The sequence below is a fragment of the Planotetraspora sp. GP83 genome (genome assembly GCF_041262585.1).
GTDB lineage: Bacteria > Actinomycetota > Actinomycetes > Streptosporangiales > Streptosporangiaceae > JAOEGB01.
Genome location: NZ_JBGCBZ010000003.1, coordinates 12,266 through 27,304, shown reverse-complemented (window position 1 = coordinate 27,304; position 15,039 = coordinate 12,266). Strand labels below are relative to the sequence as shown.

Annotated in this window: 10 protein-coding genes; 4 read left to right on the top strand and 6 right to left on the bottom strand. The window is 63.7% G+C overall.

The window, feature by feature from the left end; translation table 11 throughout:
* Window positions 1–3: 3 nt before the first annotated feature.
* The 6 genes from ABH927_RS04885 to ABH927_RS04860 form a co-directional block, all read right to left on the bottom strand.
* Window positions 4–1,137 carry an IS630 family transposase gene (locus ABH927_RS04885; protein ID WP_370018447.1) on the bottom strand — a complete coding sequence of 378 codons (1,134 nt, stop codon included), beginning with the start codon at window positions 1,135–1,137 and terminating at the stop codon, window positions 4–6.
* Between the two features lie 162 nt (window positions 1,138–1,299).
* Window positions 1,300–2,154 (bottom strand): phosphoadenosine phosphosulfate reductase, encoded by an 855-nt coding sequence (locus ABH927_RS04880; protein WP_370018445.1) that lies wholly within the window; start codon window positions 2,152–2,154, stop codon window positions 1,300–1,302.
* Window positions 2,155–2,306: 152 nt separating this feature from the next.
* Window positions 2,307–2,963 carry a hypothetical protein gene (locus ABH927_RS04875; RefSeq protein WP_370018443.1) on the bottom strand — a complete coding sequence of 219 codons (657 nt, stop codon included), beginning with the start codon at window positions 2,961–2,963 and terminating at the stop codon, window positions 2,307–2,309.
* Between the two features lie 153 nt (window positions 2,964–3,116).
* Window positions 3,117–4,028, bottom strand: coding sequence for a phospholipase D family protein (locus ABH927_RS04870; protein ID WP_370018441.1), 912 nt, complete (start codon window positions 4,026–4,028; stop codon window positions 3,117–3,119).
* Window positions 4,025–5,890 carry an ATP-binding protein gene (locus ABH927_RS04865; RefSeq protein WP_370018439.1) on the bottom strand — a complete coding sequence of 622 codons (1,866 nt, stop codon included), beginning with the start codon at window positions 5,888–5,890 and terminating at the stop codon, window positions 4,025–4,027. The genes ABH927_RS04870 and ABH927_RS04865 overlap by 4 nt, the downstream gene beginning before the upstream one ends.
* On the bottom strand, window positions 5,887–7,506 hold the full coding sequence (locus ABH927_RS04860) for a DEAD/DEAH box helicase (RefSeq protein WP_370018437.1): 1,620 nt from the start codon (window positions 7,504–7,506) through the stop codon (window positions 5,887–5,889). Before ABH927_RS04860 ends, ABH927_RS04865 begins: the two co-directional genes overlap by 4 nt.
* A gap of 319 nt (window positions 7,507–7,825) precedes the next feature.
* Here ABH927_RS04860 and ABH927_RS04855 point away from each other — a divergent pair, with 319 nt between their 5' ends.
* From ABH927_RS04855 to ABH927_RS04840, 4 genes are read left to right on the top strand one after another with little or no spacing between them, the layout of a single operon-like run.
* Window positions 7,826–9,091, top strand: a complete 1,266-nt coding sequence (locus ABH927_RS04855) for a cysteine desulfurase family protein (protein ID WP_370018435.1) — start codon at window positions 7,826–7,828, stop codon at window positions 9,089–9,091.
* Window positions 9,092–9,148: 57 nt separating this feature from the next.
* Window positions 9,149–10,261, top strand: a complete 1,113-nt coding sequence (locus ABH927_RS04850; protein ID WP_370018433.1) for a DUF4007 family protein — start codon at window positions 9,149–9,151, stop codon at window positions 10,259–10,261.
* Window positions 10,258–13,836 carry an ATP-binding protein gene (locus ABH927_RS04845; RefSeq protein WP_370018431.1) on the top strand — a complete coding sequence of 1,193 codons (3,579 nt, stop codon included), beginning with the start codon at window positions 10,258–10,260 and terminating at the stop codon, window positions 13,834–13,836. The genes ABH927_RS04850 and ABH927_RS04845 overlap by 4 nt, the downstream gene beginning before the upstream one ends.
* Complete coding sequence (locus ABH927_RS04840; protein WP_370018429.1) at window positions 13,833–14,660, top strand: phosphoadenosine phosphosulfate reductase family protein; 828 nt, start codon at window positions 13,833–13,835, stop codon at window positions 14,658–14,660. Before ABH927_RS04845 ends, ABH927_RS04840 begins: the two co-directional genes overlap by 4 nt.
* Window positions 14,661–15,039 lie beyond the last annotated feature (379 nt).

The window sequence follows — 15,039 nt, the reverse complement described above, 5'->3', positions numbered from 1 at the left end:
GTGTCAGGCCACGTTTGCCCTCTTCGCGATCTGGCGTAGGCGGGGGTTATCGACGTTGCGGTTTCGCCAGGCGATGTAGCGGCGGATCATGCTGCCCTGCTCTCGGTGGCTGGCGTGGTCGGTGCCGTTGAGGGTGAACTCGCGCAACGCGGTGAACTGCGCCTCGATCCGGTTCAAGTAGGAGGAGTTGGTGGGCGTGTAGGCGATCTCGACGTTGTTCGCCTCCGCCCACTGGCCGACTCGCTTGTCCTTCCTGGTCGTCAGGTGCGGGCTGAAGTTGTCGCAGATGATCGCGATCCGCACCTCGGCCGGGTGAAGACTGCGCAGGTAGCGGCAGAACTCCAGGAACTCGGTGCGCCGCTTGCGCTTCTTGATGTGCCCGTACATCTTGTCCTTGCCCACGTCTAACGCGGCGAACAGGTGCCGCACCCCTTGGGTGCGCGTGTAGGTGGCGCGCATCCGCGGACGCGGATCCCGGTCGGGATCCTTGCCCTTGCCGCCGACGTCGGTCCACTGCCTGCCGGGACGCGGCTGCAGGTTGAGCGGCCCGAACTCGTCCATGCAGAAGATCACGGTCGGCTCATTGGGCTCGGGGACGACCTCGCCGTCGGCGATCGCGTACAGATGCTCGACGCGGGCCTTCTTGGCCTGGTAGTCCGGGTCGCGGGAGGCCTTCCAGGTCTTTATGGCTTGAAAGGACACACTTTCCGCACGTAGAAGCTCGCGCAGGCCCTCATGGCTGATGTCCTCGACCACCCCCTCGGCGACCAGGAAGTCGGCCAGCTTGGCAAGGCTCCACCGGGAGAAGGGCAACCCATGCTCGGCCGGCTTGGACTTGGCGATCTTCTTGATCTCACGGCGTTGCGGCAGCGTGAACGTCGGCGCCCGGCCGCCCTTGTACTTGGGATACAGCGAGTCGAATCCATCGGTGTTGAAGTTGTGGATCACGTCCCGGACCCGGTCTTCGCTGGTGAACGCCACCTGCGCGATCTTCGCGACAGGCATGCCCTGGGCCGACAGCAGCACCATCTGCGCCCGCCGCCAGGTCACCACCGACCCGCTGCCACGCCGTACGATGCGCAGCAGCCGGTTACCTTCATCGTCATCGATCTCGCGTACGCGAACCCGTTCAGCCACGAGCAGAGTCTGAAGCGATCACGCCGACCAGGGTGGGACCTCGATCGGCGTGTCACCACGAAACAGGGCAAACCCAAGCTGCTACGGCACTAGCACCATTGCGATGATCTGGTCGGGCTACTTGCTGCTTTCTGAGGTGTCGTAGCCCTGGCGGTGCGCAGATCAGGTCATGCACCACCCCGAGTCGCAGCTACCGTCCAACTCACCCACCGAGTCAGACACCGCGTCCGCGGGGATAGCGGCAGCGAGCGGGCGGCCGTAGCGCGTGAGATACACAGGGTCGCGTCCGAGAGCCTTCCTGCGTTGGTTGATGATGTCTTCCAAGCGAGCGGCTTCTGAGAACAGCGCAGGCTCATCCTGTCGCAGTTGACGCCATCCTTGCGCCGACTTGAAGGGGCAGAAGAAGCACGCGCTCTTGGGAGGGATGGGCAAGCCCGCTTCTCTGATGACCATTTCGCAGTCTGCTCTGCGCAACCCGAGGTCCAGAAGTGGGTATGCGACGCGCTCATGCTGTTCCGCTCGGCGTCGGTTTGCGCGATGGATCTCATCCACCGAGATTCCGATGGCGACCGTGGCAGGGGCATCGGCAGTGGCGCCGTGGTCTCGTAGCCACCGACCAATGACTTTGATTTTGAACTCGGCGGTGCAAGAGCGGCGTCCGGGTGCTCCGTTGGCCATTCGCACTGGGATGGGGATCGAGCGGCTCTCGGTCCGCTTCAACCGTTGCATGAGCGTCTCGGTGGAGCCGTCGCGTCGTTTGCGGGCGAGCTGTCTCAGCTCGAGTCCGTACCGCGTTGCGTAGGGGATAGCGACCTCGCGTAGGTAGGTAAGAGTGGCGGGATGCTCGCTGTCATCGCCGACGTTGGCGAACAGGAACGTGCGGTAGGGGAGACGGTTCTGGGCTGCGAGGACTAGGAGGGCAGTCGACTGGACTCCGCCCCCGTACGAAACGACTCTTAGACAGTTCTCTTCGGCGTCGTCCGACAGGGCGGTCGTATAGCTCTCGATGCTGGGCATGCCTCGCCTCTCTGTGTCGCGGACACGTTACGCAGTGTGAGATACTTTATTGATGTGACGCGTGTACATCAACTGTTTATCTCAACTGCAGGGCTGATGCCCTGAGACGTCGCTGTCGAAGACTGGCGGAGTGCGCTCAGGTGTACGGCCTGTCAGGCGCCTCTGCGCTGTGGTCGGATGACGACGGTGAAACCTTCGGACAGGAGCGCATGGAGAAACGCCACAGCGTCGGCCTGCTGTTCGGAGGTAAACACCCTGCTGGCAGCCAGCGGCTTGGGAGTCTTGCGGGTTGTCTGCACGCTTGGGGGGCGACCACGGGATTGTTGTTCCGGTCGCTGGCCTGCGAGAAGGAGTTGGAGTTCTTCGTTGTCGACGTCCCGACCCCGCGTGCGCGCGTCGGCTAGGAGGCTGTCCAGCAGCCAAAGAGGGGAGCGCGATAAGACCAGATCAGCTGGAGCGATCTGCTCTCTATCGCGCCACCGGGCGATTGTCTGGGCGTTCCGGCCGAGCACAAGGCCGGCTTCCTTGGTTCCGACGATAGGGGGCAGTTTGTCGCGCGCCTGAAGCTCGTAACCGTGAGGGAGACTCTGCCGATACGCTTCGAGGCGGTCCGTGGTAACCCTCCGACCACCTGTACCTGCGAGCCGCAGCACGGTGAGCAGCAGCCAGTATGGGTTACCGGAGGCGACGAGATCCGGCTCCGGCAGCGTGCCGTCGGTCCGCCACTTGCGAGAAGTCTGCCGTTCGACTCCAAAGAGGCTGGCGATCTCGGCGTGGCCGAGCAGATACGGCACGCGGGCCGCTGCCATACGGTCTACCTTTTCTCGTCCCCGGGCTGCCGGAAAGCCCACCGCCGTATGCGGGCTGGTCCAAAGATATCGTGGGCGACTGTATGGCAGCGAGGGCCGCCTAGGTTGCAGGCTCGGTGTAGACGGCTCCCGCGAGGGGCATTGTGCTTCCCGTCAGGTGATCGGTTTCCCCTGCCTGATCTCCCATGGCCCGGTCGGCACGAGATGGACCTGGTCGAAGTACCGCAGCCACTCGCCGAGGGTCTCAAGGGCGCGTTGGGCCTGCTCTTCTGTCCATGTGCCGCTCCCTATCAGCTCCTCCTTCGCTTCACCCAAGCTCAGGCGGCCAACCTCGCTGAGCGTGCGGACTTCTGGGAGCTCACGAAGACGCGCGCGGACGCTAGCCGCGAACTGCTCCTCTGCAAGTCCGGGAGGGATGTCAAGCTCGGCGAGGTCGCGGAGCACACCGGCGAGAACGTCACGCCCAACGTTGCGATAGCGTCCGCGGTACACCCGATACAGACGCTCCGGACGTCGTGTCTCCGGCAGCCAGCGTGTGGCTCGGGTTCGCTGTCCCGGGATCACGATTCGAGACGCCTCTTCGTCCGCTTGTAGGAGGCTGGCTTGCTCACGCAGGAGCCTGGCCAACTCTGGCGTCGCCGGGACGGAGCTGCGGTCGATGGCGCTGAGCACCCGTTGCACCTCCGGGTGCCTCGCGTCCTCTTCGAGGAGTAGCTCAAGGTTGGCTGCGGGGAGCCGGCCGGTCGCCTTGCCCGTCAAGTTAGCCGATCCAACCAAGCAGCGCGTGTCGGCGACGTACAACTTGGCATGCAGGTTGTGGCACAGCCGTACGACGGCTCGACCGTCGGTAGCGGCGAGCTCGGCGATCTCGGGGTCGGAGACGCCGGCAGCGATCTCAGCCAGGGACCACCGCGTCACGCATTCAATGTCGGTGATGCCGTTGGGGATGGTATCGAGCACCGCTTGAAAGAGGTCCTTCTTGATGTAGGGAGCGACGAGGATGACCCGGTGGCTCGCGCCCAGTAACAACTGCTTGAGCTGTTGCCAGACGTGATCATCCGTCACTCGTCGTCCTCATCGTCATCGTCAGGGGCGAGGAACTCACGGGCGATGCGACCCCAGTCTTGCCTCATCTGCTTGGCTCGCGCTCGGGGCCTCTCGGGCTGCTCATCCTCGTAGCGGGCCCACGACAGGAGGAGCAGCTTGAAGGCGTCGGCGGCATTGACTAGGCGGTCGGCTAGCTCCTCCTTGCTCGCATTCTCGATGTCCTGGTCGAGCACCGCGATGAGGTCGCTGTAGGCCGGGTGGTCCATATTGAGCGACACCTGCAGCACACCCGGGATGAACTCGACGTTGAAGAACGCTGGAGAGTCCGGGTTCCGGCTCGTAAGGAGCTGGACGTGGCGGTTGTTCGCCTTCGTCTCCGCGATGATGCGCTCCGCATCGACGGGGCTGTACTTGTGGATCTGGACCAGGCTTTCAAACTGTTGCTTCTGGCTCTCTTCCTCGGTCACCTGCTCTGCGAGCTGGTCGGTGAGACTCGGCTGAGTCTCCTCCTTGCGACGGCGCAGGGCATGCTCCGCTTTCGCCTCGACCTCTTCGTGCCGCTTCCGCTTGGACCGGGTCCCCCGGGTCTGATCGTCAAGGTGGCTACGCAGCCTGCCGAGAAGCTTCTCGCGGATGTAGTAGACGATCTCGATCAGGGGCAGGCGGCGGTCTCCTTCTTCGCGGAGCTGTTCGCGGAACTCCTCGAACGACAGACCCGCAGCTTCTTCCCGCCAGTTAAAGCTGGACAGACTGGAAAAGATGGTGGCGGCTTGCTTGTTGTTCGTTACGCCGAATACCTCGTCAAGCTGCGGGGGGAAGTCGATCTCGATCCCCCACCACCGCTCGACTGGGTCGTACGAGTTCGTCCAGTGCGTATCGAGATCGAGCTCCCGGTCGGCTCGGATCAGGGAGACCCCTAGGTTTTTGGCGGCGTGCTTGCCCCAGGGTGCATCACCAGGACTGATGGTGGCAGAGATCTCCTTGGGCCACTCTTCACCTGGGACGTCCGGGCGCCGGGCAGCGTCTACGGCGACGGAGGCCCGCACCAGAACCGGGTACTCCTTGCCGTCCACGCCATGAACCATGAACCGCTCAACGCCGAGTTCACCGGTGTTGCCGCCCCCATAGGGGCGAAACATCGGCTTTTTATCAAATGGGGCCGGCGTTGCGCTAGGCGCTGTCAGGTATAGCGGGTCGTTGGGGAGCGCATCGCGTGCGCTACCGAGTTCGAACCAGTCGCGGACAGGGACGAGCCGGATTCGCGTGCCTTTACTGATGAGGCGTCGGTAGACCCGGCCGATCAACTTCTCGGTGTTGGCGAGCGTGGTCTCTGCTCCGCGCCACTGTACGCGTTCGAGCCTGGTCCACTGCACCAGTGTGCCCGTCGGGCCGAGAGCCTGGGACAGGCGTTGCCACTCCTCAGGCACTGGCTGGCCCTTGGGCTCGGGTACCTCTTCAAGGCCGTCGCGCAGCTCGTCAAGGTCGAGGTAAGTGTGCAGGGCGTTTTCCGGGCCGGTGGTCCAGGACCACACATCAACCCGATCACACTGGGAGATACTGGAGTTGGGCAGACCGACGCCGAAGCGCCCGATGCCCTTGCGATGTTGCCGAGTTCCGGCCCCGAAGCGCAAGGACTGCCTGAGCGTTTCCCCGTCCATCCCATGGCCGTTGTCAAGGACGGCGATCGTCTCGACACGACGTCGAGCCCGCCCGGTTGGCGAATGCGTTCCCTCGAGGACGAAGAGCTCGACCGTGTCCGCTCCCGCTTCGATGCCGTTGTCGATCAGCTCAGCAATCGCATATGCGGTCGACTTGTACCCGCTGTCCTGCAGAGCCTTGACCGTCAGGTCGGACGTGACGATCGAGTACTTAGATGTCATAGAGTCCTCCATACGTCTTCCCAGTTGGTGAACGCCTGCGCCACATCGCCGAAGCCAGGCAGCTCCGGGTCAACGACAGTGACGACCTCGCACGTGGGCGTACCACCGGCTTTCGGCCCCCGGATGACGCGGCCGACCATCTGGCTGTAGAGCACCAAGGAGCGGGTCGGGCGAGCGATGACGGCGGCGCTCGCCGCCGGCGCATCGAAACCGGTCGTCAGGACCCCGAAATTGGACAGGACCATGGGCCTCGCACCCGGGCCCTTGAACCTGCTGATAACCCTGTCACGGTGCCGAACAGATGACTCGGCAGTGACCTGCTCGGCATCTATCCCCAGCATGGACAAGATCGCCGTGATCAGCCGACTGTGTTTCACAGAAGCGGCGAACAGCAAGATACGCCGGTGGTGGGCACTCAAGTCGAGGACCGTACGCACGATCTGTAGGTTCCATTGGACGCTCTCAGCAAGCCTGTCGATGATCGCGTCAGGGATGTCGAAGGACGCCGCCAAGCGACGCCGGTCGTGCGCGCTGAGCTTCCTGCCGGACTCGGCGGCCACGGTACGGAACGTGGGCCGGGCTAAGTATCCCTGTTCAATGAGAGCCGTGACGGGGTTGTCATAGCCCTCGATGTCCAGCATGACCTTTTGCCGGGCGAAGAGCTCTGCGAGCCTCTCGTCCTCGGCGATGTCCGCCCAGGTACGCCCGGGCGTAGCGGTGAGGCCAAGCAAACTGGAGTCGCTGCGCAGCGTCAGCGCATCCAGGACTCTCCGGTAGGTAGGAGCAATTGCCTGATGCGTCTCGTCGAAGACGGTCAGGGTCGTGCGCAACGCCAGGCAGTCCAGAAATGTCTGATCAGACTTGGCCGCTGCGCCAGCCTTGTCGAGGCCAAGGATCACGACGCCGTCGTTGATGTGGTCAAGGTCGGTTGGGTGGTCACCCCACATCCGAACGACCGAGAGTTCCCGGTTGCCCAAGGCAGCCCAGGCGCGCTCGAACTCCAGCGCAGCCTGCTCAAGAAGCTCCTGACCTCTGGCCAGCCAGACCACTACTGTCGGTTCATGTTGCCGTAGATGGTCGCAGACCAGATTCATGCCTGTACGGGTCTTGCCGCCGCCGGTCGGCAGGTGGAGTACAGTCCGCCGCTCCCCGGAATACAGCAGACGACGCACCTTGCTCGCCGCAGTCCGCTGGTATGGAAACAAGCCGTAGGTCGGCGCCACCGGACGGAGCACGGAGACAGGGAGCTCAGGCGCACGGTCGACCACCAACCCCAGGAACCCGAGAAGAAGCCGGCGCTGCTCAAGCGACCAGTCCAGATCAGCCAGGAATGTTGTCGCCGACGTGCTGCTAGCCTGCCCCAGGCGCCCTGCCAGTTCCTCCCGCTTGTTTGGAGGCAGAAGTTGCAGCAACTGACTGCGTTCATCCGGATCGGCTACAAGCTGCTCAGCCGAGACTGCTGAAGCTGCCACTGTGCGGAGGGCGTCATCATCCGCCTTGCTACCCTGGAGTAGTTCCAACAGTTCGCAAACATGCTCGCCCAGCAAGCGCCGCACATACGGGACCGGAGCGGTGGCAAGGACCGTTCGGAACGCGATGCCCGGAGAATCGATCACGCTTTCCTCTCCTGCGCGCTCCGATGCGGGATGAGCTCCCCCTGCGCGAAGTGCAACCATCTGCCTTTCTCTGTATGCCGCCCCGCTTCAACATCCCCTTGATCAGTGGGCGACGAGCTCACCCTAGAACTTCGCACCGACAGTACGGGTCGTTACGGGCGCTTCACTTGTCCGGCAAGGAGTTGCCCTGCTCTGCAGGGAGAGCACTCGTGTGCGGGACTCAATCCCGTCCCGAGCGTATGTTCGGTACAGGAGTGACCTTCGGAGTGCAACAACTTGACTTTGGTCACTTCTGTCGTGGGGTGCCGCTAGGATCTCAATGCACTCCTGGCGGAACGGAAAGCTCCGGCGAGAGAGGGGACCAGGAATGGATGTAGGTCCATTGCGTGAGGGGGCAAGTATGGCGGAGGAGCCCTCCGGAGGCCACCCGGTCTACCTCGACTACAACGCCACTGCACCGCTGCGTCCGGAGGCGCTCGAAGCTACTTTCGCCGCACTCCGGAGTGTCGGCAACGCCTCAAGCGCGCACCGCGCCGGGCAGGAGGCCTCTACGCGAGTGGACTTGGCGCGCCGCCAACTTGCCGCCCTACTCCACTGCTCCCCGAGTGAGATTATTTTCACCTCCGGGGCAACGGAGGCCAACAACCTGGCCCTACGCGCTGCATACACGCGGGGCGGGGCTCTTGTGACTACGGCGGTGGAGCACCCGGCTGTGCTGGAGATCGCCCGTGCTCTCACACAAGACACCCCCGATGCGCTTGTGATCCTTCCCGTGGATGCGGAGGGCGTCGTCGACCTGGCGAAGCTGGATGAAGCGCTGGAGGACCTGGCTGGGCGAGGCGTGGCCCTGGTCTCGGTGATGCTCGCGAACAACGAGACGGGAGTGCTCACTGACCTGCGGCCTATCGTAAAAGCCGCGCATGCGGCTGGGGCTCTGGTGCACACCGACGCCACGCAGTATGTCGGCCGCCTGCCTCTCGACTTAGAAGCGCTGCACGTCGACCTGCTATCGCTGTCTGCGCACAAGTTTGGCGGCCCGCAGGGTGTGGGCGCGCTCTTCCTGCGCCGCGGCGCCTCGCTGCCGTATCACCCCCTACTCGTGGGCGGGGGGCAGGAACGCGGCTGGCGCGCTGGCACACTCAACGTCGCTGGCATCGCCGGACTTGGTGCAGCCGCCGAAGCCTCCCGCCTCAAGATACAGGAGGAAGCTGTCCGGGTTGCCGCGCTCCGCGACGATCTAGAAGCCGGCTTGCTGGCGCGCGTGCCGGGTTTCCGGATCAACGGAGCTAACGTTCCGCGTCTTCCCGGCGTGACAAGTATTACCTTTCCTGGGCTGCCTGCCGATGCTGTATTGGCCGCTATGCCTCATGTGGCGGCCTCCGAGGGCAGCGCCTGCTCCTCGGGGGCGCCGAGCCCGAGCCATGTCCTGCTCGCAATGGGGCGCAGTCGGGACGATGCGGATTCCACGGTCCGCTTCTCGCTCGGCTACGCCACCACGCCTCGCGACATCGCATGCGGCATAGAGGCCGTTACGGCAGCAGTCACGCATGTCCGCTCGTTGATCGCTTTCGACACCGTGCGGTGACCACACACGCATGGATCACCTAGCCTCTCTTTGCTCTCGATCTCGAAAGGCCTGTGCATGTCAGACAGCCAGCTAGCCGGCGCCGTCGAACTTCAATTCAATCGGCATGAGACCTTCGCCCCCCGGTTCGGCTGGTTGCATAAGGCGTATATCCAGGTCAAAGAGGTACCCGAAATCTTCTACCAGGAGGATGCGCCTGTCCGGCTCGGGGTCGGCAAAAATATGGTGAACGCCATGCGCTATTGGTCGCGGGCCTTCAAGCTGACCAAGGAGTACGCTCACAGCGACCCTTCCGCACGCGCACTACTCGCCGCGCCAACCTGGCGGGCGCGCTGGTTGCTCGACGAAGACGGCGCCGACCCCTACCTAGAGGACACCGGCAGTCTGTGGTTGCTGCACTGGTGGCTGCTGTCGTCCGAGCCCGAGGCCAAGTGCCTGGCGCCGAGCTGGTACATCATGTTCAACCTCGCGCCGCGTTCTCGTGCCAGCACCGAGGAGATGGAGAGCGTCATCACGCGGTTCGTCCACGAAAACTTCGCTGAGAAGGACTGCCCGGCTGCGGAGTCCATCAAGCGCGACGTGGACTGCATGATCAAAATGTACGCACAGGGCCAGGAGCTCAACCCCTTGTCTCCGGGCAGTTTTGAAGACCTGCTGATGTCTCCCTTCCGGGAACTCAGCTTAATCGAGGGGCAGGGCAAGGGCCGGGAACGCACCTGGCGCTTCACCAGCGGCGCACGTTCGAACCTCCCGGCTGCCGTCCTCGTGTACGCCTGCCTGGACTACGCCTCGCGTCTGTCGTTGCATGCGGGTTCCATTTCCCTTGCACGGCTCGCAAGCGAGTCTGGCTCTCCTGGCCGTACCTTCCGTATGCGGGAGCCTGAGCTGACCAAGGCCATCGAAGGCTTGGTCGGCGCGCACCCGGGTCTGCAGATCGTCGAAGCTCTCGGCCAACGGAGCCTTGCCTACTTGGAACCACCCCAGAAACTGGCCTGGGACGTCCTGGACGAATACTACGGGCGCATCAGAAGTCGGGATGGCTTTCCCACTCCGGAGGACTGGCTCCGCAAATATCCAGGATTGACCGGTGCCGCCCCTAAGAAGCGGCGCAAGACGGCTCCTCGTCAGGCTGAGGAGTTCGAACTGAGCGAGGAGAAGGTCGGATCATGACCGCGAAGAGTGCCCAGTTCCCCGAAGGCATCGTCCTGGTCGGTTCCGAACTTCGGTCCACGAACCTCGAACGTGACGTCCGCGAGCGCCACCTCAACTCTCCCTATGTCGGAGCACGTGCCGGTGATGTTCTTGAGCGGCTCACTAACGCGCTGAACGACCTCGGGCGCACCCGCGCCTGGTCGTTCACCGGACCCTATGGCTCGGGCAAGTCCACCCTGTCGAACCTCATAGATGCTCTCCTTGGACACGACAAGGCCCGCCGGGCCGAGGCCGAGAAGGCAGTCGCCGCCACCAATCCGCACATCGGGGCCCGGCTAAGCCGGGCCCGGGACGAGCTTGCAGGGAGTGGATTCCTCGGTGCGGTCGCCACCGCGAACCGTGAGCCACTCGTTGTAACGGTTTATCGAGCGTTGCGCACCGCTGCTGAACGACGATGGAATACACACCTTCCGCAGACGGTCGCCCAAGCTTTCGCCGTGTGCGCTGGGCGCGAGACGCCGCGGGCAGACGATCTCGTGGCGGTGGTTGCCGCCCTTTGCGAAACCGCGCCGCTGCTTCTGATCATCGACGAGTTCGGCAAGACCCTCGAATACGCTGCCGGCTCCGCCAATTCGGGCGACGAGGCCAGCGATGTGTACCTGCTTCAGAGGCTAGCGGAGAAAGGCGCCGGCCCGTCGGGCCTGCCCCTATTCATGTTCACTCTCCAGCACCTGGCCTTCACCGACTACGCCGCTCGCTCCAGCAGCGTCCAGACCCAGGAATGGGCCAAGATCCAAGGCCGCTTCGAAGACGTCACCTTCACCCCGAACCTCGGCGACGCCGTCCACCTGATGCGGCGCCGCCTCGACTTCACACGCGTCGCCGAGCCTGGCCGCACTCTCATCGAAGCCCAGTCACAGGCCGCCGCAATGACATGGAGGGAACGCGGCCTAAACGCCGTCGTCGAGGTCTCCGCGGAGATGTTCGCCGATCTTTATCCGCTCCACCCCGTCACCGCCATCGCGGCCCCGCTCCTTGCCTCCCAGATCGGGCAGCACGACCGCAGCATCACCGGCTTCCTCGCCAGCGATGAACCAAACACGGTGCGCCGCTCCCTAGAAAGCCTCGCCTCCAAGAAGCTCGACCACATCTCTACCATCCGGCTGCCGCAGCTATACGACTACTTCTTTGCCTCTGGCCGCACCACCATCCTCGCGTCCTCCAACGCGAGCCGATGGCTGGAAGTCGACATGCGGATCAGCGAAGCCCACGGACTCGCCGCTGAGGACCAAGAGGTCCTCAAGGTGGTCGGCATCCTCAACCTGATCGACGTCGACGGCCTGCTCCGCGCCACGCCCTCAATGATCCACTTCGCACTTCAGGACCCGGTCGATATGGCCGACCCCGAGCGCTTCACGGCCCTGCAAGCGCGGCTAGACAAACTCGTCGAGGACGGCTTCGTCGTCCATCGGGCCTACAGCAACGAATACCGTGTCTGGCAAGGAACGGACGTCGACATCGACGCCCGGGTCAAGGAGGTCGCAGCCCGCATCCAGACGGCCGACGTCGTCGCCTACTTCAGCAAGCACCTAGGCACCGGTCTTCCCGCTGCCGTCGTCGCGGGCAAGCACAGCCAGCAAACCGGCATGCTCCGATACTTTGTCACAGCGGTCAGCCGCGGCAGCGAAAAAATCGACGGGCCCGAGGTCGTCAAAGACGCAGCGGACGGCCTCATCGTCTACCACCTCGGCTCCCTCGACTCCCGCCCTGTGGTTAACTCCCCGCTGCCAGTGTTGATTGGCACCACCGATGAGTCCAGCCGGGTCCTGCAAGCCGGCATCGACCTCGTGGCCCTCGAAGAGCTGCTCGACGATGACACAATCGACCACGTTGCCGCACGCGAGATCGCCGAACGGGCTGCGGACATCTCGCACAGCATCGGTACCCTCCTGGACGAGGCATTCAACCCGCGAAGCCCGCGCTCCACGTGGCATCTGTGGAACGCAGGAAGCGACATCAGTAACCCGCCCGATGCGGTCATCGAGGCCCGTAGCTATGCCAGCCTAGCCTCCCAGGCATGCGACCGCGTCTACCCCTTCACCCCTCACGTCCGCAATGAGATGGCTGGCCGCCACCAGCTCACCAGCAACGGTGCCCGCGCCCGCCGAGAGTTGCTCACCGCGATGATCCAGCGCTCCGGTTTCCACCTCCTCGAATTCGACGAGAAGGGTTACTCGGCAGAACGCGCCATGTACCACGGCGTCACGGAATACCTCGGACTGCACCGCATCGCCGGAGAGGCGAGCAGCGGCACGGACGCCGACAGCATCCTCACCCACGGGATCTCGAGACCCAGCCCCGATAAGAACCCTAGCGTCATCCCCGCCTGGGAGGCTCTCGAACAGGCGCTCACCAACGCCAGGCGACCCACGCCCATCGTCGACATCTATCACCGGCTCATGGCGCCCCCCTACGGCGTCAAAGCTGGAGTGGTGCCCATCCTCGTCGTCGCTGCCCTAATCCTGCGGGCCGAGGACGTAGCCCTCTTCGAAGAGGGCAACTATTGTCCGAGAATTACCCCGGAGCTCGTCGAACGCCTCAATGTTCCCTACCCGGACCGCTTCACTGTCAAGGCTGCACCCGTCGGCCACGGGCTACGCCGACTTGTCGTCGACGGTCTCGCCAAAGCCCTCAACGTCGACGTTCCCCGCTCCCGCTCGGCACGCAACCCCCTGCTCCTGGCCGTCACGCGAACGATCCTGGAGCGGATGATGGTCCTCACTCCCTACGCCCGGCAGACCAAGCGCCTCAGCCCGGAGGCACTGGCGATCCGTGGCACCCTTTCACGAGCCACCGACCCAGACGAGCTGATCTTCGCCTCGCTTCCCAAGGCGCTCGGGTTCCCCGCGATTGACCATGACACACCGGCTGACGACCAGACCGCACAGGCATACGTGACCGCCCTCACCAAGTCGCTTGACGACCTGTCCGGTGCCAGCGCAGCCTTGCGCCAGGAGGTAATGGCGGCGCTCGGCAAGGAGTTTCGCCTTTCGGCAGACATCCAACAGCTGAGGGCCGGCTTGATTGAGCGGCTAAGTGGCTTCGCCGATGCCCAACTCGAAGTCAGCCTCCAAGGCTTCGTCTCTCGAGCGCTCAATGAGTCACTGTCTGACGAAGATTGGCTCGACCCCATCATCATCCGCCTGGCTAACAAGGCCCTCGGAGACTGGACGGACGCCGACGCGGAGACTTTCCCGCGCAAGGTCCGAGAAGTAGCCCGCTCTCTCGACCGTGTTGGTCACCTCTACGAGGTAAGCCAAGTGCCGGGAATCGACTCCAACACGGCATCTGCAGCTCAGCAAATCGAGACCCGTCTGCTTACGCTCACTACCCCGCAGGGGACTGAGGAACGCGCCCTCATCCACGTGCCCAAGCAATCCCGCCGGGCAGCTGACGAGCTCGTTGTCAGTGTCATCAGGCAGGCTGAAGAGGCGCTAGGGCCCGACGGGGCCCGCATCCTGCTCGCCGCCTTGGCCGAACGCCTGGCCGCGAGGGACGGCGACACTTTCGCCAGGAAGGAAGGAATGCTGTGAGCACCACCGGCAGCAAGACACGCCATGTCCTTGGCCTGTCCGGCGGCAAGGACTCATCCGCTCTCGCAATTTACATGCGGGACCGCGTCCCGGACATGGAGTACTTCTTCTGCGACACCGGCGCCGAGCTACCCGAGACCTACGAGTACCTCAACCGTCTCGAAGCTGCCGTCGGCAAGCCCATCGTGCGCCTCAACGCCAGCCGAGACTTCGACCACTGGCTCGAGGTCTACCAGGGCACACTCCCCAGCCCCCAAATGCGCTGGTGCACCAAGAACCTTAAGATCAAGCCGCTGGAGGAATGGGTCGGTGACGACGAGGTGATCTCCTACGTCGCCATCCGCGCCGACGAGAACCGCCTCGGCTACGTCAGCACCAAGCCCAACATCAAGGCCGTCTTCCCCTTCCGAGAAGACGGCATCGACCGAGCTGGCGTCGACCGCATCCTTGATGAAGCCGGCATCGGCCTGCCCGCCTACTACGAGTGGCGCACCCGCTCCGGCTGCTACTTCTGCTTCTTCCAACGCAAGCACGAATGGGTTGGCCTCCGCGACCGCCACCCGGAACTCTTCGAGAAGGCCATAGAGTACGAAGAGAAAGTTAACTACAGGCACACCGCCATGCAGGGCAGGCAATACACCTGGTCACAGGGCGAGTCTCTCGAGGAGCTCATCGCACGCCGCGACGAGATCGAAGCCAAGCACCAAGCCGCACTTGAACGCGCCGCGAAGCGCTTCAAGCCGAATCGCCCGCTGCTGGAGATCCTCGCCGACGCCCACGACGAGGACGACGATCAAGCGGGCTGCGCGGTCTGCCACCTATAGCACTAGCAGCGGAGTCGTTGAAGGCGCTTGGGTATGAAATAACATCACAAACCGGGCGCCTTCCTCATTTCAGGTGTCATGTGTCAGAGGCACGTGCAAGGATGCCGCATATGTTTCTCAAGCGCAGCCGGAGCAGCTCGCGGTATGACGACACCTGAGCCCCTCTTACGCTCCGTCATACGTCACAGCATCGAGAGCAGTCCGGCCCTGGAGATCCAGTTAGGCATCGCGCCAATGCTGGATGTTCCTGCACACAGGGTGCTGCAGGACGACCTGAGGGTGGAAGCGTCACCGTGGGAGGTCCAAGTCGCTGTCGCGAGCCTGACAGACATCTTGCCGGAGCAGCCTGGCCTGTACATGTTCGTATGGCGCCCATCCA